The organism is Paractinoplanes tereljensis (genome assembly GCF_016862435.1).
GTDB lineage: Bacteria > Actinomycetota > Actinomycetes > Mycobacteriales > Micromonosporaceae > Actinoplanes > Actinoplanes tereljensis.
Map to the genome: position 1 here is coordinate 214,132 of NZ_BOMY01000033.1, position 23,760 is coordinate 237,891.

At 72.9% G+C, this 23,760-nt stretch carries 22 protein-coding genes; 14 read left to right on the forward strand and 8 right to left on the reverse strand.

Annotated elements, in window-relative coordinates; all coding sequences use genetic code 11:
- Positions 1–70 precede the first annotated feature (70 nt).
- Complete coding sequence (locus Ate02nite_RS23740; protein ID WP_239147631.1) at positions 71–808, reverse strand: hypothetical protein; 738 nt, start codon at positions 806–808, stop codon at positions 71–73.
- 177 nt (positions 809–985) lie between these two features.
- Here Ate02nite_RS23740 and Ate02nite_RS48910 point away from each other — a divergent pair, with 177 nt between their 5' ends.
- From Ate02nite_RS48910 to Ate02nite_RS23755, 4 genes are read left to right on the forward strand one after another with little or no spacing between them, the layout of a single operon-like run.
- The gene (locus Ate02nite_RS48910; protein WP_239147632.1) at positions 986–1,399 is read left to right on the forward strand and encodes a YciI family protein; all 414 of its coding nucleotides are present in this window, start codon (positions 986–988) and stop codon (positions 1,397–1,399) included.
- Positions 1,396–2,553 carry an RNA polymerase sigma factor gene (locus Ate02nite_RS23745; RefSeq protein ID WP_239147633.1) on the forward strand — a complete coding sequence of 386 codons (1,158 nt, stop codon included), beginning with the start codon at positions 1,396–1,398 and terminating at the stop codon, positions 2,551–2,553. Before Ate02nite_RS48910 ends, Ate02nite_RS23745 begins: the two co-directional genes overlap by 4 nt.
- A gap of 18 nt (positions 2,554–2,571) precedes the next feature.
- Positions 2,572–5,529, forward strand: coding sequence for an ABC transporter permease (locus Ate02nite_RS23750; protein ID WP_203809158.1), 2,958 nt, complete (start codon positions 2,572–2,574; stop codon positions 5,527–5,529).
- Positions 5,526–8,522, forward strand: a complete 2,997-nt coding sequence (locus Ate02nite_RS23755; RefSeq protein ID WP_203809160.1) for an FtsX-like permease family protein — start codon at positions 5,526–5,528, stop codon at positions 8,520–8,522. The genes Ate02nite_RS23750 and Ate02nite_RS23755 overlap by 4 nt, the downstream gene beginning before the upstream one ends.
- Here the strand turns inward: Ate02nite_RS23755 and Ate02nite_RS23760 are convergent.
- Both Ate02nite_RS23760 and Ate02nite_RS23765 read right to left on the reverse strand, forming a co-directional pair.
- Positions 8,512–9,309 (reverse strand): MBL fold metallo-hydrolase, encoded by a 798-nt coding sequence (locus Ate02nite_RS23760; RefSeq protein WP_203809162.1) that lies wholly within the window; start codon positions 9,307–9,309, stop codon positions 8,512–8,514. The genes Ate02nite_RS23755 and Ate02nite_RS23760 overlap by 11 nt on opposite strands.
- On the reverse strand, positions 9,303–9,899 hold the full coding sequence (locus Ate02nite_RS23765; RefSeq protein ID WP_203809164.1) for a dihydrofolate reductase family protein: 597 nt from the start codon (positions 9,897–9,899) through the stop codon (positions 9,303–9,305). Before Ate02nite_RS23765 ends, Ate02nite_RS23760 begins: the two co-directional genes overlap by 7 nt.
- Positions 9,900–9,973: 74 nt before the next feature.
- Here Ate02nite_RS23765 and Ate02nite_RS23770 point away from each other — a divergent pair, with 74 nt between their 5' ends.
- Together Ate02nite_RS23770 and Ate02nite_RS23775 are read left to right on the forward strand one after the other, a co-directional pair.
- Positions 9,974–10,372 (forward strand): winged helix-turn-helix transcriptional regulator, encoded by a 399-nt coding sequence (locus tag Ate02nite_RS23770; protein WP_203809166.1) that lies wholly within the window; start codon positions 9,974–9,976, stop codon positions 10,370–10,372.
- Between the two features lie 64 nt (positions 10,373–10,436).
- Complete coding sequence (locus Ate02nite_RS23775; RefSeq protein ID WP_203809168.1) at positions 10,437–11,306, forward strand: alpha/beta fold hydrolase; 870 nt, start codon at positions 10,437–10,439, stop codon at positions 11,304–11,306.
- Positions 11,307–11,330: 24 nt separating this feature from the next.
- Here the strand turns inward: Ate02nite_RS23775 and Ate02nite_RS23780 are convergent, their stop codons facing one another.
- Complete coding sequence (locus Ate02nite_RS23780; protein WP_203809170.1) at positions 11,331–11,897, reverse strand: NADPH-dependent FMN reductase; 567 nt, start codon at positions 11,895–11,897, stop codon at positions 11,331–11,333.
- 106 nt (positions 11,898–12,003) lie between these two features.
- Between Ate02nite_RS23780 and Ate02nite_RS23785 the strand changes: the two genes are divergently transcribed.
- On the forward strand, positions 12,004–12,348 hold the full coding sequence (locus tag Ate02nite_RS23785; protein WP_203809172.1) for an ArsR/SmtB family transcription factor: 345 nt from the start codon (positions 12,004–12,006) through the stop codon (positions 12,346–12,348).
- Positions 12,349–12,351: 3 nt separating this feature from the next.
- Positions 12,352–12,990 (forward strand): SRPBCC family protein, encoded by a 639-nt coding sequence (locus Ate02nite_RS23790; RefSeq protein WP_239147634.1) that lies wholly within the window; start codon positions 12,352–12,354, stop codon positions 12,988–12,990.
- Here Ate02nite_RS23790 and Ate02nite_RS23795 read toward each other — a convergent pair.
- Positions 12,975–14,873, reverse strand: a complete 1,899-nt coding sequence (locus tag Ate02nite_RS23795) for an AfsR/SARP family transcriptional regulator (RefSeq protein ID WP_203809174.1) — start codon at positions 14,871–14,873, stop codon at positions 12,975–12,977. The genes Ate02nite_RS23790 and Ate02nite_RS23795 overlap by 16 nt on opposite strands.
- A gap of 112 nt (positions 14,874–14,985) precedes the next feature.
- Between Ate02nite_RS23795 and Ate02nite_RS23800 the strand changes: the two genes are divergently transcribed.
- Positions 14,986–15,531 carry an RICIN domain-containing protein gene (locus tag Ate02nite_RS23800; protein WP_203809176.1) on the forward strand — a complete coding sequence of 182 codons (546 nt, stop codon included), beginning with the start codon at positions 14,986–14,988 and terminating at the stop codon, positions 15,529–15,531.
- Positions 15,532–15,583: 52 nt separating this feature from the next.
- Positions 15,584–16,414, forward strand: a complete 831-nt coding sequence (locus Ate02nite_RS23805; RefSeq protein WP_203809178.1) for an SDR family oxidoreductase — start codon at positions 15,584–15,586, stop codon at positions 16,412–16,414.
- Positions 16,415–17,418: 1,004 nt separating this feature from the next.
- On the opposite strand, the gene Ate02nite_RS23810 is transcribed toward Ate02nite_RS23805, so the two are convergent.
- Positions 17,419–18,354 (reverse strand): pyridoxamine 5'-phosphate oxidase family protein, encoded by a 936-nt coding sequence (locus Ate02nite_RS23810; protein ID WP_203809180.1) that lies wholly within the window; start codon positions 18,352–18,354, stop codon positions 17,419–17,421.
- A gap of 86 nt (positions 18,355–18,440) precedes the next feature.
- On the opposite strand from Ate02nite_RS23810, the gene Ate02nite_RS23815 reads away from it, so the two are divergent.
- On the forward strand, positions 18,441–19,844 hold the full coding sequence (locus Ate02nite_RS23815) for a hypothetical protein (RefSeq protein ID WP_203809182.1): 1,404 nt from the start codon (positions 18,441–18,443) through the stop codon (positions 19,842–19,844).
- Here Ate02nite_RS23815 and Ate02nite_RS23820 read toward each other — a convergent pair.
- Together Ate02nite_RS23820 and Ate02nite_RS23825 are read right to left on the reverse strand one after the other, a co-directional pair.
- Positions 19,825–21,030: an aminotransferase-like domain-containing protein gene (locus Ate02nite_RS23820; RefSeq protein ID WP_203809184.1), complete on the reverse strand. Its 1,206-nt coding sequence runs from the start codon at positions 21,028–21,030 to the stop codon at positions 19,825–19,827. The genes Ate02nite_RS23815 and Ate02nite_RS23820 overlap by 20 nt on opposite strands.
- 136 nt (positions 21,031–21,166) lie before the next feature.
- The gene (locus Ate02nite_RS23825) at positions 21,167–21,373 is read right to left on the reverse strand and encodes a CDGSH iron-sulfur domain-containing protein (protein ID WP_203809186.1); all 207 of its coding nucleotides are present in this window, start codon (positions 21,371–21,373) and stop codon (positions 21,167–21,169) included.
- A 47-nt stretch (positions 21,374–21,420) separates the two neighbouring features.
- On the opposite strand from Ate02nite_RS23825, the gene Ate02nite_RS23830 reads away from it, so the two are divergent.
- From Ate02nite_RS23830 to Ate02nite_RS23840, 3 genes are read left to right on the forward strand one after another with little or no spacing between them, the layout of a single operon-like run.
- Positions 21,421–22,377: an iron-containing redox enzyme family protein gene (locus Ate02nite_RS23830; protein ID WP_203809188.1), complete on the forward strand. Its 957-nt coding sequence runs from the start codon at positions 21,421–21,423 to the stop codon at positions 22,375–22,377.
- Positions 22,374–23,009 carry an RNA polymerase sigma factor gene (locus Ate02nite_RS23835; RefSeq protein WP_307873288.1) on the forward strand — a complete coding sequence of 212 codons (636 nt, stop codon included), beginning with the start codon at positions 22,374–22,376 and terminating at the stop codon, positions 23,007–23,009. Before Ate02nite_RS23830 ends, Ate02nite_RS23835 begins: the two co-directional genes overlap by 4 nt.
- Positions 23,006–23,716 carry a hypothetical protein gene (locus Ate02nite_RS23840; protein ID WP_203809190.1) on the forward strand — a complete coding sequence of 237 codons (711 nt, stop codon included), beginning with the start codon at positions 23,006–23,008 and terminating at the stop codon, positions 23,714–23,716. Before Ate02nite_RS23835 ends, Ate02nite_RS23840 begins: the two co-directional genes overlap by 4 nt.
- Positions 23,717–23,760: the final 44 nt, after the last annotated feature.

The following is a 23,760-nucleotide window of genomic DNA, read 5'->3' on the forward strand; positions in this document are numbered from 1 at the left end:
CCGGCCGCCCAGCCCGCGCGACCACGGTGCAACACCGGCACGTGCCGCGCGTCTCGCGCGACGAGACCCCTCAGCCCAGGCCGAGCAGCCCACGCAGCGCGTCGGCGGGCTCGACCGCCGAGTACGCGCTGAACGCCACCACCAGCAACAGCAAGCTCGCCATGAGCCCCGCGACGACACTGGTCGCCCGCCGCGCCACGAAGACCCGGGCGTCGTCGGCAACCCGTCGCCGCCACAGCAACGCGCTGATCAGGCCGGCCACCACCAATGCCGGGCCGGCCACCCCGACCATGACCCAGTGGTAACGCTCGACCTCGCCCACCAGCACCGTCTGCGCGGGCGAGCCGGCCGGACCGAGCAGCGTCTCCGACCCGTCGCTGGACGCCAGCGGCAGCAACGCGACAAGCGGCACAACCGTCGCCTGAATGTTGAGGATCAGCACGGCCGTCGCGATGCCGGTGAGGACGCTCGCGCCAACCGCGGCCACCGCGCACCCGGCCCCGCCCCGTCGATATCGCCGCCACCACGCGGTAGCCAGAAGGCCGAAGGTCACCAGCATGAACGAGGTGATCACCACCTTGATCGCATGCCACTCGAACCAGTAATCGACCAGGTCCTTCAGCCCGGCGGGAAGCTGCGATCCGCCGCTCTGCCGAAACTCCACCAGGGCGCGCCCAACGGCACCGGCGAGGTCGGCCTCGCTCCCCAGCAGCGCGGCCGGCCCGAGCACGAACGCGGCCACCAACGCCGCGCCGGCGGCCGACAGCAATCCGATCACGAACCTCGAACTCAGACGATCCTTACCCATGGCGGCGACTTTATGGACCGGCACGAGACCCACGCATCAGTCCGCAGACCCACCGAAACAAGCCGGCACTCGGCCGAAAGTCGAGCGTCTGAACCGGCGAAGAGTTCCGCGCGATCATGTCGAGGCGGGTGGATCGGCTCCGTCCCTGGGGTAGAGGATCCGATCAAGGAGGTTTTCATGCCGCGCTACCTGCTCATCGTCGACTACCGGCCGGGCGACGACGACACACCCATGGACCGCTGGCGCCCCGAGGAGATCAAGGCGCACATGAACTACTACGACGTGCTGAACGCCGCGCTGCGCGACAGCGGCGAACTGGTCGGCGGCGAGGCGCTGACCGAGCCGCGGTTCGGCCGCGAGGTGATCTCCGACGGCCGGACCGCGCCGGTGGTGACCGACGGGCCGTTCGCCGAGTCCAAGGAGATCCTGGCCGGCTACCAGATCGTCGAGGTCGAGTCGGAGGACCGGGCGATCGAGATCGCAGCCCTGGTCTCGGCGGTGCCGGGGCCGGGCGGGGTGCCGCTGCGGCAGCCGGTCACCATCCGCCGGGTGATGGACGGCGCCGACTTCGAGGCCATGACCGGACTGTGATCACCGACCTGTTGCGCGAGCACGCCCCGGTGGTGCTGGGGGTGCTCGCGCGGCGGTGCGGCTCGTTCGACGACGCCGAGGACGCGGTCCAGGAGGCCCTGCTCGCGGCGCATCTGCACTGGCCCGCCGACGGCGTTCCGGACAACCCGCGCGGCTGGCTGCTGCAGACCGCGTCGCGCAAGCTGATCGACGCCGTCCGCGGAGAGCAGTCCCGGCGCCGGCGCGAGGAGCTGGTGTCCCGAATGGATCAGCCGGCCGACGCCTATCCGGCCGACGACACGCTCACCGTGCTGGCGATGTGCTGCCACCCCGATCTCGCGCCGTCGTCGCAGGTCGCGCTCACCCTGCGGGCGGCCGGCGGGCTCACCACCGCCGAGATCGCGGCGGCCTTCCTGGTGCCGGAGGCCACCATGGCCCAGCGCATCAGCCGCGCCAAACAGAAACTGCGCGGCCGGCCCTTCGGCCCCGCCACCAACCCCGCCTCCCTCCGCCAGGTGCTTTACCTGATCTTCAATGAGGGGTACGCCGTGAGCAGTGGCCAAACGCTGCACCGGGTTGAGTTGAGCGCAGAGGCCATTCGACTGGCTCGCAAGATACGCCACACCGACCCCGAGAGCGGGGCGCTGCTGGCGTTGATGCTGCTCACCGACGCCCGCCGGCCGGCCCGCACGTCGGTGGACGGCGATCTGATCCCGCTCGAGGAGCAGGACCGTACCCTCTGGAACCGGAATTTGATCTTTGAGGGCACCGCGATCCTGGACGCCGTGGCCGGCACCGGGACGGTTGGCGAGTACCAGTTGCAGGCGGCCATCGCGGCGCTGCACTGCCGGGCGCCTACCTTCGAGACGACCGACTGGCCGCAGATCGCCGCGTTGTACGGCCTGCTCGCCCGGGTCACCGGCAATCCGGTGGTCGAGCTCAACCGCGCGGTGGCCGTGGCGATGGTCGATGGCCCGGCGGCCGGCCTGGCCCTGCTGGACGATCTCGGTGACCGGCTGGCCGGAAACCACCGGCTCGACGCGGTCCGCGCCCACCTGCACGAACGGGCGGGAGATCCACAGTCGGCCGCGCGGTTGTACGCTGCCGCGGCGGCCCGAACCAGCAGCCTGCCCGAGCGGCGGTACCTGACGATGCGAGCCGCCCGGATCAGGTAGCACGGGGGAGCGGGCCGGATGTACTTCGTGAGCTGGGGCGCGGTGCGGCGCCGGACAACGCAGGCGGCCCTGCTCACCCTCCTGGCCGCGGTGGCCGCGGCCGCCGCCACCGCCGGCACCTGGTACGGCCTCACCGTCGCCGCCCGCGCGGCCGGTGCCGAGGTCACCGCCCGCCCGGCCGACCAGCAGGTCATCACCGTGCACCAGCGGGCACCGACGAACGGCGACCCGCGGCTGGCCCTCGACCGGCTCGCCGCCACCACCCGCGCCCTGCTGCCGCTGCCCGGTGTCACCCCGATCCTCGGCGTCGTCCAGGACACCTTCTACACCGACCGGCTGCACGGCTCGGCCCGGTCCGGCATGCCGGTCGCCTACCGCGACGACCTCTGCGCCCACGTCCGGATCACCGGCGCCTGCCCGGCCACCCCGGGCACGGTCGTGATCAGCGCGGACGTTGCGCAGCGGGTGAGCCTGAAGACCGGGGACACCTTCGAGGTGCGGCCGGACGGGTCGCTCGGCACCCTGCGCCTGACCGTGGCCGGGATCTACCTGGTGACCGACGCCGACGGCCGGTACTGGACCGATCCGCTGTTCCGGGCCCAGGGCGACCTCGACCCGGTCTTCACCACCCTTGACACGTTCCGGGAACCGCAGCTCGGCCGGCCCACCCTGGCCGTCGCGGTGCCGGTGCCCCTCGCCCTGCTGCGTGGTGACAACAACTACGACCTCAACGGGGTGCTCAACGCGGCCGGGCCCCGGTTCGCTTCGGCCCAGCTCGACCTGGACAACCCGACCGGTGAGCTGTTCGACGCGGTGCTGGCCGACCGTCGTACGGTCATCGTCGGGGTTCTGGTCGCTTTAGCCGAGGTGCTGATCCTGGCCTGGTTCGCGCTCGGGCTGGCCGGCCGGCTCACCGGGCGGGACCGGCGGGCCGACGCGGGGCTGCTCAAGCTGCGCGGCGCCACCGGCGGCGGGCTGTTGCGGCTGGCCGCCGGGCAGCACGTGGTGCCGCTGGCCGTCGGGGCGGTGGCCGGACTGCCGGTCGGCATCGCCGCCGCCTGGGTGGTCGCCGGGGACCTTCCGGTGCGGTCCGAGTGGTGGCTCGCGCTGCTCGTGTCGGTGGCGGTGATCCTGGTCGTCGAGCTGATCGGGCTGCTCGTGCTCACCGGGGTGGACGGCATCGCCCAGCGGGCGCCGGTGGTCGCGCTGCTCCAGCGGGTGTCCGGGGCCCGGCGGGACTGGCGGTCCCGCTTCGTCGACGTGTTCTTCGTGCTGCTGGCCGCCGGGGCGGTCTATCAGGCGCGCACCGGCGGGCCGGAGAGCGGGCTGGGCGTCGCCGCGCCCGGACTGGTCGCGCTGGCGGTCGGCCTGCTGCTGGCCCGGTTCCTACGGTGGGTCGCGGACCGGATCGGCGGCGCGGCGGTGCGGGCCGGGCGGCTGCGGCTGGGCCTGACCGCCGTACAGGTATCCCGGCAGCCCGGCACCGACCGGGTCTTCGCCCTGCTGGTCGTGGCCGTCGCTCTGCTCGCGTTGACCACCGGCGGCCTGGCCGCCGGTCGGGCGGAACGGGCCGACCGGGCCGACGTCGAGCTCGGGGCGGCCCGGGTGCTTACCGTCCGGGCGGCGTCGCGGACCGCCCTCGAATACGCCGTCCGGCAGGCCGACCCGAGCGGGAAACAGGCGATGGCGGTGGTCGTCGACACCACCGCCTCGCCGCCGCTGCTCGCGGTGGACAGCTCGCGGCTCGAAGCGGTGGCCCGCTGGCGGCCCGCTTACGGCCCGGCCGGGGCGTTGAGCTCGGCGGTGACGGCCGTCCGGCTGCCGGCCCCGGCCCCGCTGATCACCGGCTCGGCCCTCACGGTCGACCTGGTGCGAGATGTCGGTGGGCCGGCCCTGCTCGGCGCGATCCTGCAGCACGAGGGAACCGGGGACGGCTTCCGGGTCGAGTTCCAGGGCTTGCGGGCCGGCGCTCAGACCGCCTCGGTCTCGGTGCCCTCGTGCGCGGTCGCACCCGGGTGCCGCCTGGTCGGGTGGCAGCTGTTCCCGGCCGCGGGCGGTCTGACCATCCGATCGGTGGGACAGCAGTCGCCCGCCTCTACCATCCTGAATTCCGCTGATCTGGCCGACGTGAGCCGATGGCGTGCCGGATTTACCGGAATTGTCGCCCGGCTCGAGACGTCGGTGCGCGGACTCGTGCTGCGCGCCGCCGGAAACGAGGGCACCGAGGTCTACGCGGTCGACGCGCCGTTGCCGGTGCCGGTCGTGCTGGCCGGCGGCCGTCCCGACGAGTGGCGATTCGACGACGCCCTGTCCGGCCGCTTCGGCGGAGTCACCACCCCGGTCCGGGTCGTCGCCTCGGCGTCGGTGCTGCCGGTCCTCGGGCGCGAGGGGATGCTCACCGACCTGGACGCCGCCCGGCGGGTGGCCGGTGACGCCGACCTGGGCGGAACGTTCCAGGTCTGGCTGGCCGAAGATGCCCCGGAGATCCTGGTCGGCGCGCTGGGCGACCGCGGGATCGCCGTACTCTCCGATCGCACCGCCGCAGGCCGCACGACCGCCCTCGCCGCCGAAGGCCGGGTGATCACCTCGTCGTTCGGGCTGTTCGCGGCCGGCCTGGCCCTGGTCGTCGCGGCCGCGATGATCGGCGTGGTCGCCGCCGCCGAACGCGAACCGCAACTGGCCATGCTGCGCGCCCTGCGCGTGCAGGGTCTCGACGCCGGCCGGGCCCTGATCGCCGGTTATGCGGGCACCGCCGCCCTGGTCCTCACCGGGGTGGCCGCCGGCCTGCTCGCCGCCGTCATCGCCCGCCCGGTCGCCGCGGTCACCGCGCCGCCCTTCCCGGACGGCTGGCGGGTGATACCGCCACCCGGCGTCCTCGGCGGCCCGGTCCTCGCGGCCGCCGCCGGCATCGGGCTGGTCGTCTTCGGCGTCGCCGGCTGGCTGTCGGTGCGCGGCCTGCGCGGAGGTGCCCGATGATCGCCCTCGTCCTGGCCATGGTCTGGACCCGCCGCGGCCAGGCCGTCACCCTCGCCCTGCTCACCATGTGCGGCGTCGCCGCCGCGGTGGCCGCACCCGCCTACCTGCGCGCCGCCGACCGGGCCGTCGCCGCCGGTCAGGTCGCCGCCGCCGACGCCGGCTCGCGCAGCCTCACCCTGATCGCCCGGCAGCACGACCCGCGGCCGGGTAAATCCAACCCGGACGCGGTCAAGGCCGACGTCAAACTCACCGAGACCGGGACGTCGCTGGCCGGCCTGCCCGGCTTCGACTACGTGTACGCCGCCGAGTACGCCACCCTCGGCATCGAACCGACCGACAAGATCCGCACCCGGTTCGTCTACCGGCAGGACGTCTGCGCCCACCTGACGATGGTCGCCGGGCGCTGCATCATCGGCGAGTCCGACCTGATGATCGGGCGAGAGACCGCGGCGCGCGCCAAGCTCGCCCCGGGGGACACGCTGAGCCTGACCTACGCGTTCTACAACGCCGACCCGAGGGTCGCCGCCTTCATCCCGGACGGCACCCCCAAGCGCTTCTTGATCACCGGCGTCTACGAACCCGGGGACCCCGCCGACGCCTACTGGGGGCGGCACAACTACTTCGGCCCGGACACCGGCGGGCGGACCGGGGAGCCGGTCTTCGTCACCTACGCCTCGGTCGGCCGCATGGACCACGGCGCGATCGAGCTGAGCCTCGACGGCGGTGCCGCGCCCGGCGCGCTCACCGTCGACCGGCTGCCGGCCGTGCGGGACGGGCTGGCCCGGGTGCAGGCGCGGGCCGCCGACCTCGGGACCGGCCTCGAGGTCGACACCGGGATCCCGGCGCTGCTCGCCCGGATCGACGCCGGCCGGGCCGCCGCCCACCGCATCGTGCCGGTCCTCGCGGTCTGCCTGGTCCTGCTCGCCTGCCTCACCATCTTCCTGGCCGTCGGCTACGGCACCGAGGGACGCCGGCCCGAGCTCGCGGTGGTCGCCCTGCGCGGCGCCCGCTGGGGTCAGCGCTGGTGGCTGGCCACCGGCGAGAACCTGGTCGCCATCCTGATCGGCACCGCGCTCGGGTGCGTCGCCGGGCAGGTGCTCGTCGACCTGTTCGCGGCCTGGCGGTTCCCCGGGCTCGGCGCCGATCCCGGCCTCGCCGCACTGCGCTGGGCGCCGTTCGCCGCGGCTGCCGCCGTGGTCACCGCCCTGCTCGCCGAGCGACGCCAGCTCGGCCGGCCGGTCGCCGAGCTGCTCCGCCGGGTTCCGCCGGCTCAGCGCGCCGCCTCCGCCATCGCGGCCGAGGCGGTGGTGGTCCTGCTCGCCGCGGTGGCCGTGGTCCAGCTGGTGCTCAGCGACGGCGGCCTGGACGGGGTCGGCACGTTCGCCACCGGCCTGGTGCTTGTCGCCGCCGCGCTGGTCGTGGCCCGGCTGGTGCTGCCGTGGGCGACCGTCTTCGCCCGCCGGCAACTGCGCGACGGCCGGCTCGCCGCCGCGATCGCCGCCTTCCAGCTCTCCCGGCGACCCGGCGGGGCGCGACTGTTCGCGCTGATCACCGCCTCGGTGGCGGTGGTCGGGTACGCGGCCTGCGCGGTCGACGTGGGCTCCCGCGGCCGGCAGGTCCAGGCCGATCTCGGCACCGGGGCCGCCCGGGTCGTCGCGGTCGGGCCACTGAGCCGGCAGGGGCTGCTCGCCGCGGTCCGGGCCGTCGACCCGACCGGCACCTTCGCGATGGCGGCGGTCCGGCTGCCCGCCTCCACCGACCAGCCGCCGGTGCTGGCGGTCGACACGGCCGGGCTGGCCACCATCACCACCTGGGACGGCGACCCGCCCGACCGGCACGACCTGCGACCGGACACCGCCGACCCGGTCGTGCTGCGCGGCGCCCGGCTGAGCCTCGACCTGACCAGCACCGGCCTGACCATCGGCAAGCCGCTGCTGGCCACGGTGACCCTCGCCCCGATCGACGGCCCCGCCGACCTGAGCGTCGAACTCGGCGAGCTGCGGGCCGGACGGCACGCCTACGACTTCCCGGCGGCCGCCTGCGCGTCCGGGTGCCGCCTGAAAGCGCTGCAGATCGCCGGGCGGCAGGGATCGCTCGACCTGACCGGGCAGATCACCGTCAACGCCCTGACCGGCGTGTCCCCGGCCCGGCTCACCGACCCGGCCGGCTGGCGGGTCAGCGACGGGGGCGAACTGACCGCCGGCCCGAACGGGTTGCGGGTAGCGGTCACCTCGCTCAACCGGCTTCCCGACGGGATGTTCGTCCAGCCCGCCTCGGTTCCGTCCCCGCTGCCGGTGGCGGTCGCCGGGGACGTGGCCCGTCCCACGGTGCTCGGCCTCGACGGGCGGCCGCTGCCGATCGCCTCGGCCGTGCGGATCCCGGCCGTTCCCGGGCTCGGCACGCCGGCCGTCCTGGCCGACCTCGACCTCGCCGACCAGGCCGCCACCGACGCGGCGCCCACCTCGAACGCCCAGGTGTGGCTGTCGGCGTCCGCTCCGGGCGACATCCTGGACCGGCTGCGCGACCACGGCCTGGTGGTCGTCTCCGACACCCGGGCCGGGCAGGTCCGGGACCGGCTGGACCGGGAGGGGCCGGCCCTCGCCCTCTGGTTCTACGTGATCGTCGCCGGGCTGGCGGTGGCCCTCGCCGCCGGTGCGCTGATCCTGGCCGCGGCGGTCGACCGGGCCCGCCGGGTCGAGGATCTGTCGGCGCTGCGCGGTCAGGGGCTGACCCGGGTCGCGGTTCGCCGGGCCACCCTCTTGACCTATCCCGTGCTGGTCGGGGCAGCGGTGGTCGCGGGCATGGCGATCGCGCTGCTCGGGTGGCGGCTGACCGGGTGGGCGCTACCGCTGGCCGGGATCGACCCGCCGGCGCTGCCGCTGCCCTCCGCGCCGCGGGTCTCGACGCTGCTCGGTACGGCCGCTGTCGCGTTCGTCGTCCTCGCCGGGGTGGCGCTGCTGGCCGGGCGCCGGACGCTGCGGGCTATTCGCTGACCGACGCGAGCCGCTGGGCCTGCCCCTCGTGGATGAAGCTCACCCACTCCCAGCCGGGCTTGGCCGCCGGGCCGAGTCTAGGGTCGGCCGGCTCCTGACCGTCCCGCAGGGCCAGCACGTAGGCCCGGTCGCGCTCGATCCGCTCGGCGACGTCGCCGCCGACCGAGCCGTGCCCGGGGATGACGACGTGGGCGGCCACGGCCTCCAGCAGGCGCAGCGCCGCGAGGTAGTCGCCGATCGGGTCGGCCGTGCCGTCGAAGTCGAGCATCGGGATCAGGACGTCGGACAGCATGTCCCCGGCGATCAGCACCCCACTGTCCTCGATGAACAGTGCCGCGTGGCCCGGTGAGTGCGCCTGATGCTCGATGATCCGGGCGCCGGGGCCGTCCCAGGGCAGCCGCGTCGTCCCGGTGGGCAGGGCGGTGATCTGGCCGTACAGGTCGAGTGGGACCTGCCCGGCGATCTCCGTCTCGGCCAGGTGCTCGACCAGGCGGGCCTGGAAGCCCGGGTCGGACACCTCCTCCCGGACCGCTGCCGCGCAGCGGGCCGTGCCATATCGGGGAGCCGCGCCGAGCCGGGCGTGCCAGAGCACGTGATCCCAGTGTGGATGGGTCGCGAATCCGGCCACCACCGACGTGGACAGATCGTCGGCGAGGCAGGTCAACTCGCTTTCCTGCAGCCCGGGGTCGACCAGCAGCACGCCGTCGGTACCCCGTACGACGATGGTGTTGCTCTTCAGAAATTCGCTCTCGTGAACCTGTACGCCCTCGGCAACCTGGGTCAGCACGGGTCGGCCTCACTTTCGTCGCGGAAGGCGTAACGGCTCATCGTCACGCCCTGGGGGAACGTTCGCTGTTCGAGCAGTTCGAGGTCGATCGGCCGGTCGTAGTCGTCGAACAGCGGCCGGCCGAAGCCGAGGACCGTCGGGTGGGTGAACAGCAGCAACTCGTCAAGCAGCCCGGCCCGCAGCAGCTGGGTGGCGAGGGCCGCGCCGCCGACCGCGATGGTGCCGTCGGTGCCGGCCCGCAGCGCGGCCAGCTGCTCGATCGCGTCGTCGCCGCCGATGATCCGGGTGTGGTGATCGGCGCTGTGCCGGGTGCGGGAGACGAGCACCTTGGGGGTGGCCAGCCAGATCTCGCCGTACTCCCGCATGTAGTCCGGCAGCGAAGCGTCGGCCGGCGCCCGCGGCCAGTACTCCTCCATGGTCTCGTAGAGGACCCGGCCGTGCACGATCAGCGCGAGCTCCCGGGTCTGCGCGTTGGCCTCGCGGTGCAGTTCCTCGGTGATGCGCAGCCACTCGCCGGCGCCGTTGTCCCCGGGAACCTGTTCGATCCGCAGATCGAGGGACACGTTCATCGAATAGACGAAGCGGCCCATCCTCGCCCCACCCCCTAGTGGTTGCGTTTTGCAACTACTACAGTGACGGCGAACGACCTGTCAAGGAGGAACCGGTGGAACCGATCGGCGCCGCCGTCGAGGTGCTCGGCGACCGCTGGGCGCTGCTGGTGCTGCGCGACGTCATCCTGGGCGACCGCCGCTACTTCCGGGCTCTGCTCACCGGCTCGGCCGAGGGCATCGCGTCGAACATCCTGGCCGACCGCCTGGTGCGGCTGGTCGAGGCCGGCCTACTGACCCGCGGCACCGCGGCGCGCGGCCAGCGCGCCCGCTACAGCCTCACCGAGGCCGGCATCCAGACCCTGCCGATCCTGGTCGCCCTGGGCAACTGGGGCCTGGACTGGCGACCCGGCGACGAGGAACTTCGGCAGCAGGAAATCCGCGAGGGAGGCCCGGCGTTTCTGGCGGAACTGATGGACGATCTCCGCGCTCGCCATCTAAACGCCACCTCGTAGCCTGGGAAACGTGAACGCCGTACGGAAGGATGGGCTCGCGTAACGTGACGAGAGGGGAGTGGCCGTGGCTGAGGTTCGCGCCAACGGGGTCGACATCTGGTACGAGACGGTCGGCAATCCCGCAGATCCGGCCCTGCTCCTCGTCATGGGGCTCGGCGCGCAGCTGATCGACTGGCCCGCCGGTTTCGTCGAGCAGCTCGCCGGCCGCGGATTCCACGTCGTGCTCTTCGACAACCGGGACGCCGGCCTGTCCTCCGGATTCGACGAGGTCGGCCTGCCGGACGTGCCGGCGATCCTGTCCGGGGACCGGTCCACCGTGGCCTACCTGCTGTCCGATCTCGCCGCCGACGCCGCCGGTCTGCTCAAGGAACTCGGCATCGAGCGAGCCCACGTCGTCGGGGCCTCGATGGGCGGGATGGTCGCCCAGCAGCTCGCCCTCGATCACCCCGAGCTGGTCGCCAGCCTCGCGTCCATCATGTCGACCACCGGGGCGCGTGGCGTCGGGCGGCCCACCGAGGCGGCGGCCGCGGTGCTGATCCGGCCGCCCGCCGCCGACCGGGCCGAGGCGGTCGCCAACGCGGTGGCCGGCGCCCGGGTCGTCGGGTCGCCAGGCTATCCGGCGCCGCAGGCCGAAGTGGAACGCCGGGCCTCCGCCAAGTACGACCGGGGTTACCGCCCGCAGGGCACCCTCCGGCAGTACGCGGCGATCATCGCCTCGCCGGACCGCACGCCGGGACTGCGCGAGGTCACCGTGCCGGCCGTGGTGATCCACGGCGCCGACGACCCGCTGATCCCGCCGGACGGCGGGCAGGCGACCGCGGCAGCGCTTCCCGGCGCCGAGCTTCTGGTGATTCCCGGGATGGGCCACGACCTGCCGGTGCAGCTCTGGGCGCAGATCGTCGACGCGATCGTGGCCAACGCCCGCCGCGCCTGACACGCGGCGGGGGTCGGCGGCGTCTCAGGCGCGCAGCGGCCTGAGGGCCTCGGCCACCTTGGCCAACTCGGTGAGCATGATCTGGGCGGCCTGCTCGGTGGTCTCGCTCGGGTCGAACTTGCCGTCCACGATCTGGTTCATCACGAACGGGATGTTCACCGCCTGGGCGATCATGAAGACGTTCAGCGCGTAGGTGACGCCGTGCACGGCCACCGCGGAGCGGGTGCCGGCCGAGACGCCGCCGTAGCTGACCACGCTGGCGGCCTTGTAGCGCCACTCGTTGTGCAGGTAGTCGATCGCGTTCTTCAGCGGCGCGCTCAGCCCGTAGTTGTACTCCGGGATCACGAACACGAACGCGTCGGCGGCGGCGACCTTCTCGGCCCAGCGCTTGGTGTGGTCGTGCTGGTACTTCGACAGGCGCGGGTGGTGCGGCTCGTCCATCAGCGGAAGGTTCTCCTCGGCCAGGTCGGCCACCGACACCTGGAAACCGCCGTGCGCCTTGGCAGCATCGACGAACCACTGCGACACCGGCAGGCCGTTGCGGCCGGGCCGGGTGCTCGCGACGACTACCAGCAGATTCAGATCACTCACCGGGCGGTTCCGTTCCTCGAAGAAAGTTGCTGACGCAAGCAACTACTCTACATCCCCCGCATCTAGGCAGTGACTTATATAAGCAATGTCTGATAGCGTACGGCCCGTGCACGCGTTCGACGTCCTCGGCGACCCGGTTCGCCGGCGCATCCTGGAACTGCTCGCCGACGGCGAGCAGTCCTCCGGCGGGGTCACCGAGGTCATCCGGGCCGAGTTCGGCATCTCCCAGCCGGCCGTCTCGCAACACCTCAAGGTGCTGCGCGAGAACGGCTTCGCCACCGTGCGCCCCGACGGCGCCCGCCGCCTCTACGCGGTCGACGACACCGCACTGCGCGAGGCCGACGCCTGGCTGGGCCGATTCCGCCGGTTCTGGACGCCGCACCTCGCCGCGATGGCCACCGAGGTGGCCCGCGGCAAACGCCAACGACGCCTCGCCGACGAGGGGAACTGACCCATGGCCCTGCCCGACGTCCGACAGCAGATCGCGAGCGTGCGGCGCACGCTCGGCCGCCGCACCCTGGAGGCGGGGGAGGCCCGCGTCTCCACGATCAGCCAGGTCTACGACACCGACATCGACGATCTGTGGACGGTGGTGACCTCCGCCGAGCGGATCGAGCGCTGGTTCATGCCGATCGCCGGCGAGCTCAAGGAGGGCGGCAGCTACCAGCTGGAGGGCAACGCCGGCGGCACCATCACGTCCTGCGACAAACCCCGCGGCTTCACCGCCACCTGGGAGTACGGCGACGAGGTCAGCTGGATCACGGTGACCCTGGCCGAGACCGACGGCGGCACTCGTTTCGAGCTGGAGCACGTGGCCCACGTCAAGGACGAGTGGTGGGAGCAGTTCGGCCCCGGCGCCACCGGCATCGGCTGGGACTCGGGCCTGCTCGGCCTGGCCGGCTACGTCCCCGACCGCGACTTCACCCGGCTGACCATGGACGAGATCATGGCCTGGGTGGCCGGCGGCGACGGCAAGCTGTTCATGCGGCTCAGCGCCGACGCGTGGGCCGAGGCCTCGGTCGCCGACGGCGAGGACGCGGCGGTGGCGGCGGCCCGCGCCGACCGCGGTTACGCGGCCTACACCGGCGGCTGAGGCACGAAGATCAGGCCGCTGCCGGCCGCGATCTCGTCGCGCGCGGGTTCCGAAGCGGACCGCGCTCGGTCCAGCGTGGCCTGATCACCCAGCCGGTGCGCAGCCTGGGCGGTCAGGCCCCACAGCGCTTCGCTCAGAAGATCGGGCGCAGGCGCGGGGAGATCTCCGAGGGCCGCCAACGCTTCCCGTTCCCGGCCTTCGGCGAGGTGTACGTGCGGGAGCGCCCACTTTTCAAACGGCCCGAAGTCACCGCCCGTGGCCGGCGGAAGCGAGGGCTCGCCGCACCGCACACTTAGCGCAAGCCGAGCCAGGGCCGGCAGCCCGACCGCCAGGCCCGGCATTCCGGATTCGTCCAGAAGGAGAGCGGCCGCCGCATAGGCCGGGCCGGCCGCCTCCGGGTCGTCAACCGACAGCCGCATCGCCCGGTACCAGGTCGTGAAGACCGTGACCAGCGGAAGCTCGTGCCGCGCCGACAGCTCGTCAGCGGCCGCGGCGTGCCGGTCGGCCGCCGCGAAGTCGGCGAGGGCGCTGCGGGCCTGTATCCGGATCAGATGCCCGAGCACCTCGGAGGTGACCAGCCCGGCCCGGCGGGTCACCTCGACCAGTTCGGCACCGATCCGGTCCCGCTCGGCGGCCAGCCCGATCCGGTAGGTGCTCTGCATGAACAGCCCGTTCAACGCGAACGCCAGCAACGCCGGATCGTCCTGCTCACGCGCGATGCCAACGGCTTCCACCGCACCCGCCCGACTCTCCGCCGTCGCCGCCGCGCCCCGCGACTCCACCGCGATCGTGGCCAGCAGCCGCGCCCGAGTCGCCGGTGCCTCGACCTGGCGTAAGGCGCGGTGGGCGGCGGCGACGATGGCAGCGGCCTGGGCCGGGTCGTCGGGGCGGGGCCAGATCGCCGGGACGTCGTAGGCGCCGATCACCCGGGCGGTCAGCGCCGGGTCGCCCAGTTCCTCGGCGGCGGCGATCGCGGCGGTGCGGTGCCGGCGGGCCGCTTCCAGGCCGCCGCCGCTGGTCACGGCCAGGCTGCGCAGCAGGGTGACGGTCGAGTCGAGGCGGGCCCGGGCGCCGGCCGCGACGATCCGGTCGTAGTCGGCGGCCGCGTCGGCCCACACCTCGCCGGCCCGCCCGAGGTCGAGCTGGGGTGCCTGCCGGAGGATGTCGGACTCCAGTTTCCGCAGCTCCGGGGTGGGGTCGAGGCCGAGCTGATCGGACAGCAGGGTGCGGGCCCGGCGCAGCACGGCGAGGGCGTCGGGCTGCCGGCCGGTGCGATAGAGGGCCAGCGCCAGCAGCCGCCAGGCCTGCTCGCGCCACGGGTGCTCGGTGGCGTGCGCGTCCAGGTCGGGAATCGCGCCGGCCGGGTCGCCGGCGGCCAGCCGGGCCTCGGCCAGCTGCTCGACCGCGCGCAGCCGCAGCTCGGCCAGCCGGGAGCGTTCCGCGCCGGTCCACGGCTCGTCGGCGAAGTCCGCGTAGGCCGGTCCGCGCCACCAGGACAGCGCCTCGACCAGGCGTTTCACCGGGTCGTCGCCCGGGGCGGACCGCACGGTGTCCTCGAAACGCCAGGCGTCGACTGCGGCCGGGGCGGCGCGCAGGGCGTACCCGGGGCCCTCGGTAACCAGCAGGCGGGCCGCGACCCGCGGCGTACGGTCCGGTTCGAGCGCTCGGCGCAGGGCCGCGACAAACGTCCGTACCGCGGGAATTGCTCCTTCCGGCGGCGCCACCCACAGGTCCGTGACCAGGTCGCCCACCGGAACCACCCGGCCGCGCGCGGCGATCAGCCGGGCCAGGACCGCGCGATGGCGCGGGCCTTTGAGCGGGATCGGATCGCCGGCCGAGTCCCAGGCCGCGACCGGACCCAGCACCCCGAACGTGATCCCCACCGCCTCACCGTACTGCGACGCGCCGTCGCTTTAAAGACTGAAAAAACGGGTAAACCATGACATAGCCGCTAGCGTGGCGGTGCTGATCTTCGGGGTACGGGGGTGTTCGGTGATGAAGTCCTTCTGGAGCCGCTGCGGTGTCGCGGTCCTTGTCGGTGTCGCGGTTCCCGGAGTAATCGCGGGGCCGGCCGCCGGGCAGGACCGCGGGCTGCTCGGCCTCGGCTATCAGCTCGTCAACGCCAACAGCCACCGGTGCCTCACGGTCACCGCCGGCGGTCTCGCCGACAACGCGATCCTGATCCAGAAGGACTGCGCGCGCGATTCGTCCTACCGCTGGCGGTTCCAGCGCTCCGCCGCCGGTTACCGGATCGTCAACGCGAAGAGCGGCAAGTGCCTCACCATCGCCGGGGACAGCGTCGAGGACAACGGCTTCGCGATCCAGAACCGCTGCGGCGGCGCCACCAGCGAATGGCAGGTCGGCGGCCGCACCGGGCTGGACCTGGCCTACATCCGGCTGGAGAACGCGCACAGCCACAAATGCCTGACCATCGCCGGTGGAAGCGTCGTTGAGAACGGCATCGCGGTGCAGTACCGCTGCGACGACGAGGCCTCCCGGCGCTGGACCGCCAAGCTGATGGTCGGACCGGCATTGGATTAGGCCGGTCCAGGGGGTGCCGGTCCAGTGTGGTGAGTCGGTAAGGTGCGCTCCCATGACCGAGAGGATGCTCGTCGTCGGTGCGAGCGGGCACCTGGGCCGCAAGGTCGCTTCGCGGGCGATGGCGGCCGGCTGGATGGTCGTCGGCACCAGGTTCAGCTCGGCCGGCGAGTTGGGCGAGGTGCCGCTGGACATCCGCGACGCCACCGCGGTTCGCGACCTGGTCCGCCGGGTCTTCCCGAGCGTGGTGATCCACACCGCGGCCGGCCGCGAGGACTGGCGGGTGATCGCCGACGGCGCCGCCCACGTGGCGGCGGCCGCCTACGCGGTCGGCGCCCGCTTGGTGCACGTGTCCAGCGAGGCGGTCTTCTCCGGCCGAGACGTGGAATACGACGAGACCGCGATGCCCGACCCGACCCACCTCTACGGCGCAGCCAAGGCGGCGGCCGAAACGGCGGTCCGGGCAATCGACCCGTCGGCAGCCGTGGTGCGCACCTCGCTGATTCTGGGCGACGGCCGAGGCGACCACGAGATCCTCACCCACGACCTGATCGCCGGCCGCCGAACCGGCGTCCTGCTGACCGACCAGGTCCGCAAGCCGATCCACGTGGACGACCTGTCCGACGCCCTGCTCGAGCTGGCGCTCAACGACCACCACGGCATCCTCAACGTGGCCGGCGCCGACCCGATCAGTTATTACGACCTGGGCGTCCTGGTAGCACGGCGAGACGGCCTAGACCCGGCACTGATCCCAGCAGCCACCACCGCCGAGGCCGGCCTGCCCCTACCAGCCGACATCCGGCTGAGCACCACCCGAGCCGAGGCCCTACTGCACACCCGCCTCCGCGGAGTCCAGGAGTTCCTAGCCGCCACAGTCCCCGCCTAGCCACCCCGTCGCAGCCAGGCCCGACCGGGACCAGCGGCGGGCCGGGACCAGCGGCGGGCCGGGACCAGCGGCGGGCCGGCGGCTCCCGCGTCAGGCGACCGGTGGTGTTCCGGCGGCTTTGCTCTGCGCACCTATACGTGCTGTTCTGCGCACCTATCAGCGCCCTGTCGCTGGTGGCGGCGTCCCGCGCGGGCCGATGCCGTCGTTCATGGCGTCAGCCGGGAGCGTCGGCTCGGTCCCGCGCCTGACCTGCGATCTTGGAAAGCTACGGCAATGGACGGGTAGTCAATTCGACAAGTTCGCCGTGGGCTGAGTCGTCCCGGCGCTGACATGAACGGCATATCGGTTTTTCCGGGTGGGTGGAGTCCGTCAGGTGGGAGTGATTTCCGGAATGCGGACCGGACCCCCTGTTCCGTGCTCCCGGGCACAAATCCGGGAGCGCGGCGACCACCATTCGATCCGGTCGGCGCGCCGGAACCGCGCGATGCACGCCCGATGCAGGTTCGTGTGGAGCCGGACGGCCGGGCGAAGGCCCGGCCGCGACCAGGTGTCTAGACCCAGAGGGGGTCTACCCGCACTGGACCGCAAGCGATCCGGAGGAGAAATCCCTTTTCGGTACGCGCTGGCACACTCCCGTGGCACTCGGTCCCGCCAGGTGCGACTCACCCTCCCCGCGCCCGCTACGGGCGGGCCCGACCCCTCGGTCGCCGGCCCCTCGTCCGTGGCCGTCCGGCTGTCGCCGGGCGGCCGCCGCTCGCCAGCCGTTACCGGCCGCCCGCTGGCCGGCCGCCCGCTGGCCGGCCGCCCGCTGGCCGGCCGCCCGCTGGCCGGCCCCCCGCTGGCGGCCGCCCGCCCGGCGGGGGCGGGGGGGTCGGGCGGGGCTGGGGTGGGGTTTTGGTTGCGCGAGAGTCGCTTCGCGCGCTGGTGTTGGACGGTGGTCGCGCTGTGTGGGCGGTCGGGGGTGGTTGCGGTTGTGGGGGTTGCGGGGCGTACTGGCGAAGGTTTTAGATTGCTTTTCGTAGTTTGCGGTAGGCGTTCCATGGGATTGACGGGCGGGGCAGGGCTCGCTTGGCCAGGTAATTCTTGGTGGTGGATCGGCAGTCTCGGACCGTGCGGATCGGGTCGGTGAGGCTTGCCTTGCTGCGGCCGGCCGGCTCGATCAGGCGGTCTGGGGTCAGCAGCCAGGCGCCGTCGGCGTCCGTTTTCAAGGAGCCGGTTACTACCGCGCTGTGCAGGTTCGACAGTTGGGCGTCGTGTCGGTGGACCAGCAGGCTTGCTCGGCCCTCGGTCAGGGGGTGGCCGTCGGGGACGGCTACGCGGTAAGCGCCGCCGTCGGCGGAGACCGTGGTTCGGAGCAAGGTTGGGGTGCCGGTGGCGTCTCGGGCGGCAAGGACTACTGAGGGGTACTCGGCCAGCACCTCATCGCCGATCAGGCCGCTTCCGGCCACCCGCTGGGGGGTTGTCCCGGGCGGCAGGTCTCGGGCGGTGATCTTGGTGGGGGTGACCGTGATCAGCAGGCGCATGAAGTAGAAGTCGGTCAGGGCAGTGGCCGGCCAGTCCAGGTATTTGCGGCAGCTCGGCTGGCGGTCGAACAGCCGCCGCCAGAAGTCGGCCAGGTCGCCGTCGGGTGCGGTGTGCACCTCGTCGGGGCAGGTGGCCGTGCCCTGGAGCAGGATCTGCTCGGGTGCGTCCAGGCCGCTCGCGTGCGGCTCGGAGAACAGCAGCGCCACCCGGTCGTCGCGGCGGATGTTGTAGGCCTTCTGCGGGAATCCGAGCGACGTGGTCAGCAGGAAACGGCCGTCGGACAGCGAGATCCCGGACGTCGGCCAGGCCGTCGGGGTTCCGTCCTTGCCGATGGTTACCAGCTCACAGGTGCGGTAGGCATTGATCGTCGCGTCCAGTTCGGACCCGGGCACCAGTGCCCCCAGCGATTTAGGCATGCGCGGCATCCTATTGATCCACATGCCGGTCGTGTTACGGCTAGCCATCTGGTTGGATCTATTGACCAACCTCACAAGGAGCCGCGATGTCCGACGACCCCGACGTCGCCGCGATTCCCGCCCAGCGCGTCCCCGAGCACGACACGTTGCCGGTCGCGCCAGTCGTCCCGGTCGTCCCCGTGGCGCCGCCGGTGGGGACGGTGGGGGCGCGCCGGTGGGGCGTTCGGGTGGTGCTTGCGGTGGTGGCGGCTCTCGCCGTACTCCTGGTGGGGGTCCTGGTCTTTCAGCCCGGGTCGGCGCCGGAAGGCGCGGCAGTGGCTGCGGCCAGCGCGGCGCCGGCGTCCGCCGCGACCACCCCCTATGACCTGGCGGTGGCCGCGCTCAAGGCGCAGGAGGCGGCGCTTACCGGCGGTGACGAGGGTGCGTGGCTGGCGGCGGTCGATCCGGGGAAGGCCGAGCTGCGGGCTGAGTACCGGGTTCTCTTCCGGAACCTGCGCGGGCTGGGGATCACGCGGTTCGCCTACCAGCCGGGCCTGGGGAAACCCGTGAAGGGCGACGCGGCGGCGGTGGCTGTGCGGGTGGACGCCGACTACTGCTTCGGCGACGACATGTGCCCGGCCAATCCGGGCACCGACTGGGCCCGGCCGCCGCACATCTCGCAGGAGCTGACGTTGCGGCTGGTCGGCGGGCATTACGTGATCAGCGCGCTCGGTAAGTCGACCGCGCCGGACTCGCGGCAGCCGCTGCCGTGGGAGGACAGCGAACTTGCCTTCGCCTCGGGGAAGCGGGTCGTCGTGGCGGCGGCCAAGGGGCAGGAGGCCGATCTGAAGCGGGTGCTTCCGGTGGCCGAGAAGGCGGCGGTGACCGCCGATCACTACGCGGCGCTCAACGGGACGCCGCAGCGGAACTACCGGATCTTCCTGGCCGGGGAGAAGCAGTGGAAGGCCTGGTACGGCGGGGACCAGGACGAGTGGGCGATCGGGCTGGCCCTGCCGCTCAATCGGAGCGGTATCGACGTGCTCGTCCGGATGTCCGAGATGGACAGCGCGCTGACCCTGCGCACCACCGTGCAGCACGAGCTCGGCCACGTGGTCACGCTGACCGGGGCCTATCAGGTGGACGGGGCCGAGGACACCTGGCTCAGCGAGGGCATCGCGGAATACATCGGATGGCAGCCCAAGGGCGCTTCCGGGAGTTTCCGCCGGTCCAGCGTGCGGTGGCAACTCGACCGGGACGCACCGGACTCGATGGTGCCGCCCCGGCCGGGACCCAAGGCCCCGGCGCGGGCCGGCGACGCGTTCTACGGGCTCAGCCACTGGGCCGCCGACTGCATGGCCACCAAGTACGGCGAGCCGAAACTGTTCACCTTCGTGCGGCTGGTGCTTACCCAGGACAACAGCTACGACCAGGCCAGCCACGATGCGTACGGGGTGCCGTTCGCGACCGTGGACAAGGCCTGCGTGTCGTGGATCAGGAAGCAGGCGTCCTGAGCACCCCGGCCAGCCGGCGCATGCCCTCGCCGACCTCCTCGGGGGTGTGCGTGGTGAAGGACAGCCGCATGGTCGCGGTGTCCGGGCGGCCGGCGTGGAACGGGGCGCCGGGCACGAACGCCACGTCCCGGGCCAGCGCGGCCGGCAGCAGCGTGCCGGTGTCGACCTCGCCGGGCAGGCGCAGCCAGGTGAACATGCCGCCGTCCGGGTCGGACCAGGTGCTGCCGGCCGGCGCGGTGCCGGGCATGGCCGCCATCATCGCGTCCCGCCTCGCGCGGTAGGCGTCGCGCAGGCCGGCCAGGTGCGCGTCCAGGTCGGTGGTGGCCAGCCACTCGGCTGCGGCGGCCTGGTCGATGGTGGACGTGTGCAGGTCGGCGGCCTGCTTGGCGACGGTCAGTGCGGGGCGCAGCGCGGCGGGGGTGCGCACCCAGCCGAGCCGCAGGCCGGGCGCGGCGATCTTGGAGAAGCTGCCCAGGTGCAGCACGTGCTCCTCGGCGCCGGGCTGGGCGGCCAGGGCGGCGACCGGTTCGCCGCGGTAGCGCAGTTCGCCGTACGGGTCGTCCTCGACCACCCACATGCCGTGCTCGGCGGCCAGCGAGGCGACCGCGGCCCGGCGCTCGACCGGCAGGGTGCGGCCGGTCGGGTTGGCGAACGTCGGCACCAGGTAGAGCAGCTTGGGCCGGGACTCTGCGATGACCTCGCGCAACGCGTCCGGGTCGACGCCGTGGTGGTCGGCCGGGACGGTGACGATCCGGCAGCCGGCCAGCTGGAAGCACTGGATGGCGGCCAGGTAGGTGGGCTCCTCGACGGCGACCACGTCGCCGGGGTCGAGCAGGGCGGCCGCGATCAGGGTCAGCGCCTGCTGCGAGCCGGTGGTGACGAGCAGGTCGCCGGCCTCGGTGGGCAGGCCGCGGGCGGTTATCCGGGCGGCCACCCGGGTGCGGAGGTCCGGGTTGCCCTCGGTCGGTGCGTACTGCAGGTGGCGGCGGCCGCCGGGGGCGGACAGCACCCGGTCGAAGGCGCCGCGCAGCCCGTCCAGGTCGAAAAGCTCGGGGGCGGGCAGGCCACCGGCGAACGAGATGACCGACGGGCGGTCGATGAGGGCGAGCAGGTCGCGGACGGGTGAGCTGGCGACGCCGGCCAGACGCTGGGCGGGCAGCGCGGGGCGGACGGCAGGGTGGGTCATGATGGGTCTCCCGGTCAGGCTGGTGAACAGCGCCCTGGGGCACGGCGGTTGGCCGGCGACGCGCGGGGCGCGTGAAAGGCTGCCTGATCGAGGAGCCGTCCCACAGCTTATCGGGTGGTCCGTGCTTAACGATAGTTCAGGCCCGGAAGTTGATCTTCTTGTGTGTGCCGTCACAGAACGGCTTGACCGCGGAGCGGCCGCAGCGGCACAGCGCGATCGTCTCGCGACCGGGATCGATCGGCTCGCCGTCGGGCGTGCGCAGTTCGAAATCGCCCCGGATGATCAGCGGGCCGTCCGGGTACGGGACGATCGTGGCGGGCGTCCCACGCTGCCTGCGAAACATGCCCTACCCTAGCGATTTTGCAGGACTTGCGGCGTTAGCGGGGGTGCATGAAACTTCCGGCTCCGCGCGGCCCGGTGTCGGCCGCGGTGATCGGCACTCTGAGCGGCCGTCACGCGCTCGGCGATGTTGTTTTAGAAAGGCGCGACCCGCTCACCGACGACGATCTCCAGCTTGCCCTGTTCGTCTGCTACGAGCTGCACTACCGCGGCTGGGACGGCGTCGACGACCGGTGGGAGTGGAACCCGGCACTGCTGGCGGTGCGGGCCGGGATGGAAGCGGTCCTGGAGGAACGGCTGCGGGCGCTGGCCGGCCCGGTGCCGACCCCGGCGCCGGGTGACATTCCGCGGCTGCTGACCGAAATTGCCCAGCAGGATGGTCCACCCCTGGCCGCGTACCTCAGCAGTCGGGCCTCGCATGGGCAGTTCCGTGAGTTCGTCGCCCAGCGCTCGGTCTATCACCTGCGCGAGGCCGACCCGCACACCTTCGCCATTCCCCGGCTGGCCGGGCGGCCGAAGGCCGCGCTTGTCGAGATCCAGCAGGACGAGTACGGCAACGGGGTGCCCGGCCGGATGCACCAGGAACTGTTCCAGGACACCATGCGCTGGTTCGGCCTCGACCCGGCCTACGGCGCACACCTCGGCACCGCGACCACGCTGACCCTGGCCACCAACAACCTGATGTCGCTGTTCGGCCTGCACCGGCGGCTGCGCGGCGCGCTGCTAGGGCATCTCGCCGCGTTCGAGATGACCTCGTCGCTGCCCAACCGGGCCTATGGCAACGGGCTGCGCCGGCTCGGCGGCACCCCGGCCGCCACCCGCTTCTACGACGAGCACGTCCTGGCCGACGCCGTGCACGAGCAGATCGCCGCGCACGACCTGTGCGGGTCGTTCGCCGCCGCCGAACCGGAGGCCGCCGCCGACATCCTGTTCGGCGCGCGCTGTGCCATGATCCTCGACGCGCTCTGGGCCGCCGACCTTCTGACCAGCTTCAAGATCCAGGTGTGACACATCCGGGCGCCGGTGCGCTGAGTGGTTTGGGGGTGGTCATGTCGGGCGAGGACGACGAGCTGGCGGCGATGCTGCCGGCCGCTTGCGCGGGCGACGAGACGGCGTTCCGGATCGTCTACCGGGCCCAGCATCCGGCGCTGCTGCGCTACCTCACGGTGCTGGTCGGTGCGGACGCCGAGGACGTCGCCTCCGAGGCCTGGCTGCAGATAGCCCGCGACCTGCGCACCTTCCGCGGCGACTGGGACGGCTTCCGGGGCTGGTCGGCGACGATCGCCCGGCACCGGGCCATGGACCATCTGCGCCGGGCCCGCCGCCGCCCGATACCGGCCGTGCCGATCGACATGGTCGCGGCCGACCTGGTGGCCGCCCAGGACACCGCCGAGCAGGTCCTCGAATCGCTCGGCACCGACGCGGCGGTCGCGCTGATCGCCTCGCTGCCCCGCGATCAGGCCGAGGCGGTGATGCTGCGGGCCGTGCTCGGCCTGGACGCGACATCGGCCGGCAAGGTGCTCGGCAAGCGGGCCGGGGCCGTGCGCACCGCCGCCTACCGGGGGTTGCGCACGCTCGCGCAGCGATTTCCCGGCCCTGTGACACCTGAACCGGCACCGGCGCTGAGGGGAGTGAGATGAGCATCCACGAGGACCACCACCCGCTCGACCGGGACACCGCGGAGCTTCTGCTGCGCGACCCGGCGGCCCGCCGCACGCACCCCGTAGGTGCCGTGCTGGCGGCTGCGTCCGCACCGGCTTCCGGCCGCCACCTGGCCGGTGAGGACGCCGCGGCAGCGGCCTTCGTGGCTGCTCATCTGCTATCCCCACGCTTCCGGAGGATTCAGATGCTCAAGACCACCCTGGCGAAGTTGCTGACCGTGAAGGTGGCCGCAGCGGTCGCGGCGCTCGGCGCCGGCGGCGTCGCGCTGGCGGCCGGCACCGGCACGCTGCCCGGCCCGTTGCACATCGCACCCAAGCCCCATTCGTCCGCGTCGGCGTCGCACTCGGCCCGGCCGCACCCGTCCACCACCCCGTCCGCCCGGCCCAGTCACTCGTTCGCCCCGGGCGACCTGGCCAAGCTCTGCGCACGCTGGACCGCCCGCCCCGGCGACCAGCGCAAGGGCGCCCTCGAGGAGCCCGAGTTCGGCAACCTGATCAAGGAGGCCGGCCGCAAGGACCGCGACCGCGTCGACCGCTTCTGCACCGACCTGCAGAAGCCGCAGAGCAGCGGCAAGCCCGAAGTACGCCCGTCCGGATCTGTCCGCCCTAGCGGATCCGGAAAGCCCGGCCCCCGTCCGGCGGACCACCCCAGCGGAACGCCGAACTCCACGCGGTCGGGCCGGTGAAGAAGCGTCCGTCCCGGAGCGCCCCCGCTCCGGGGCGGACGCCC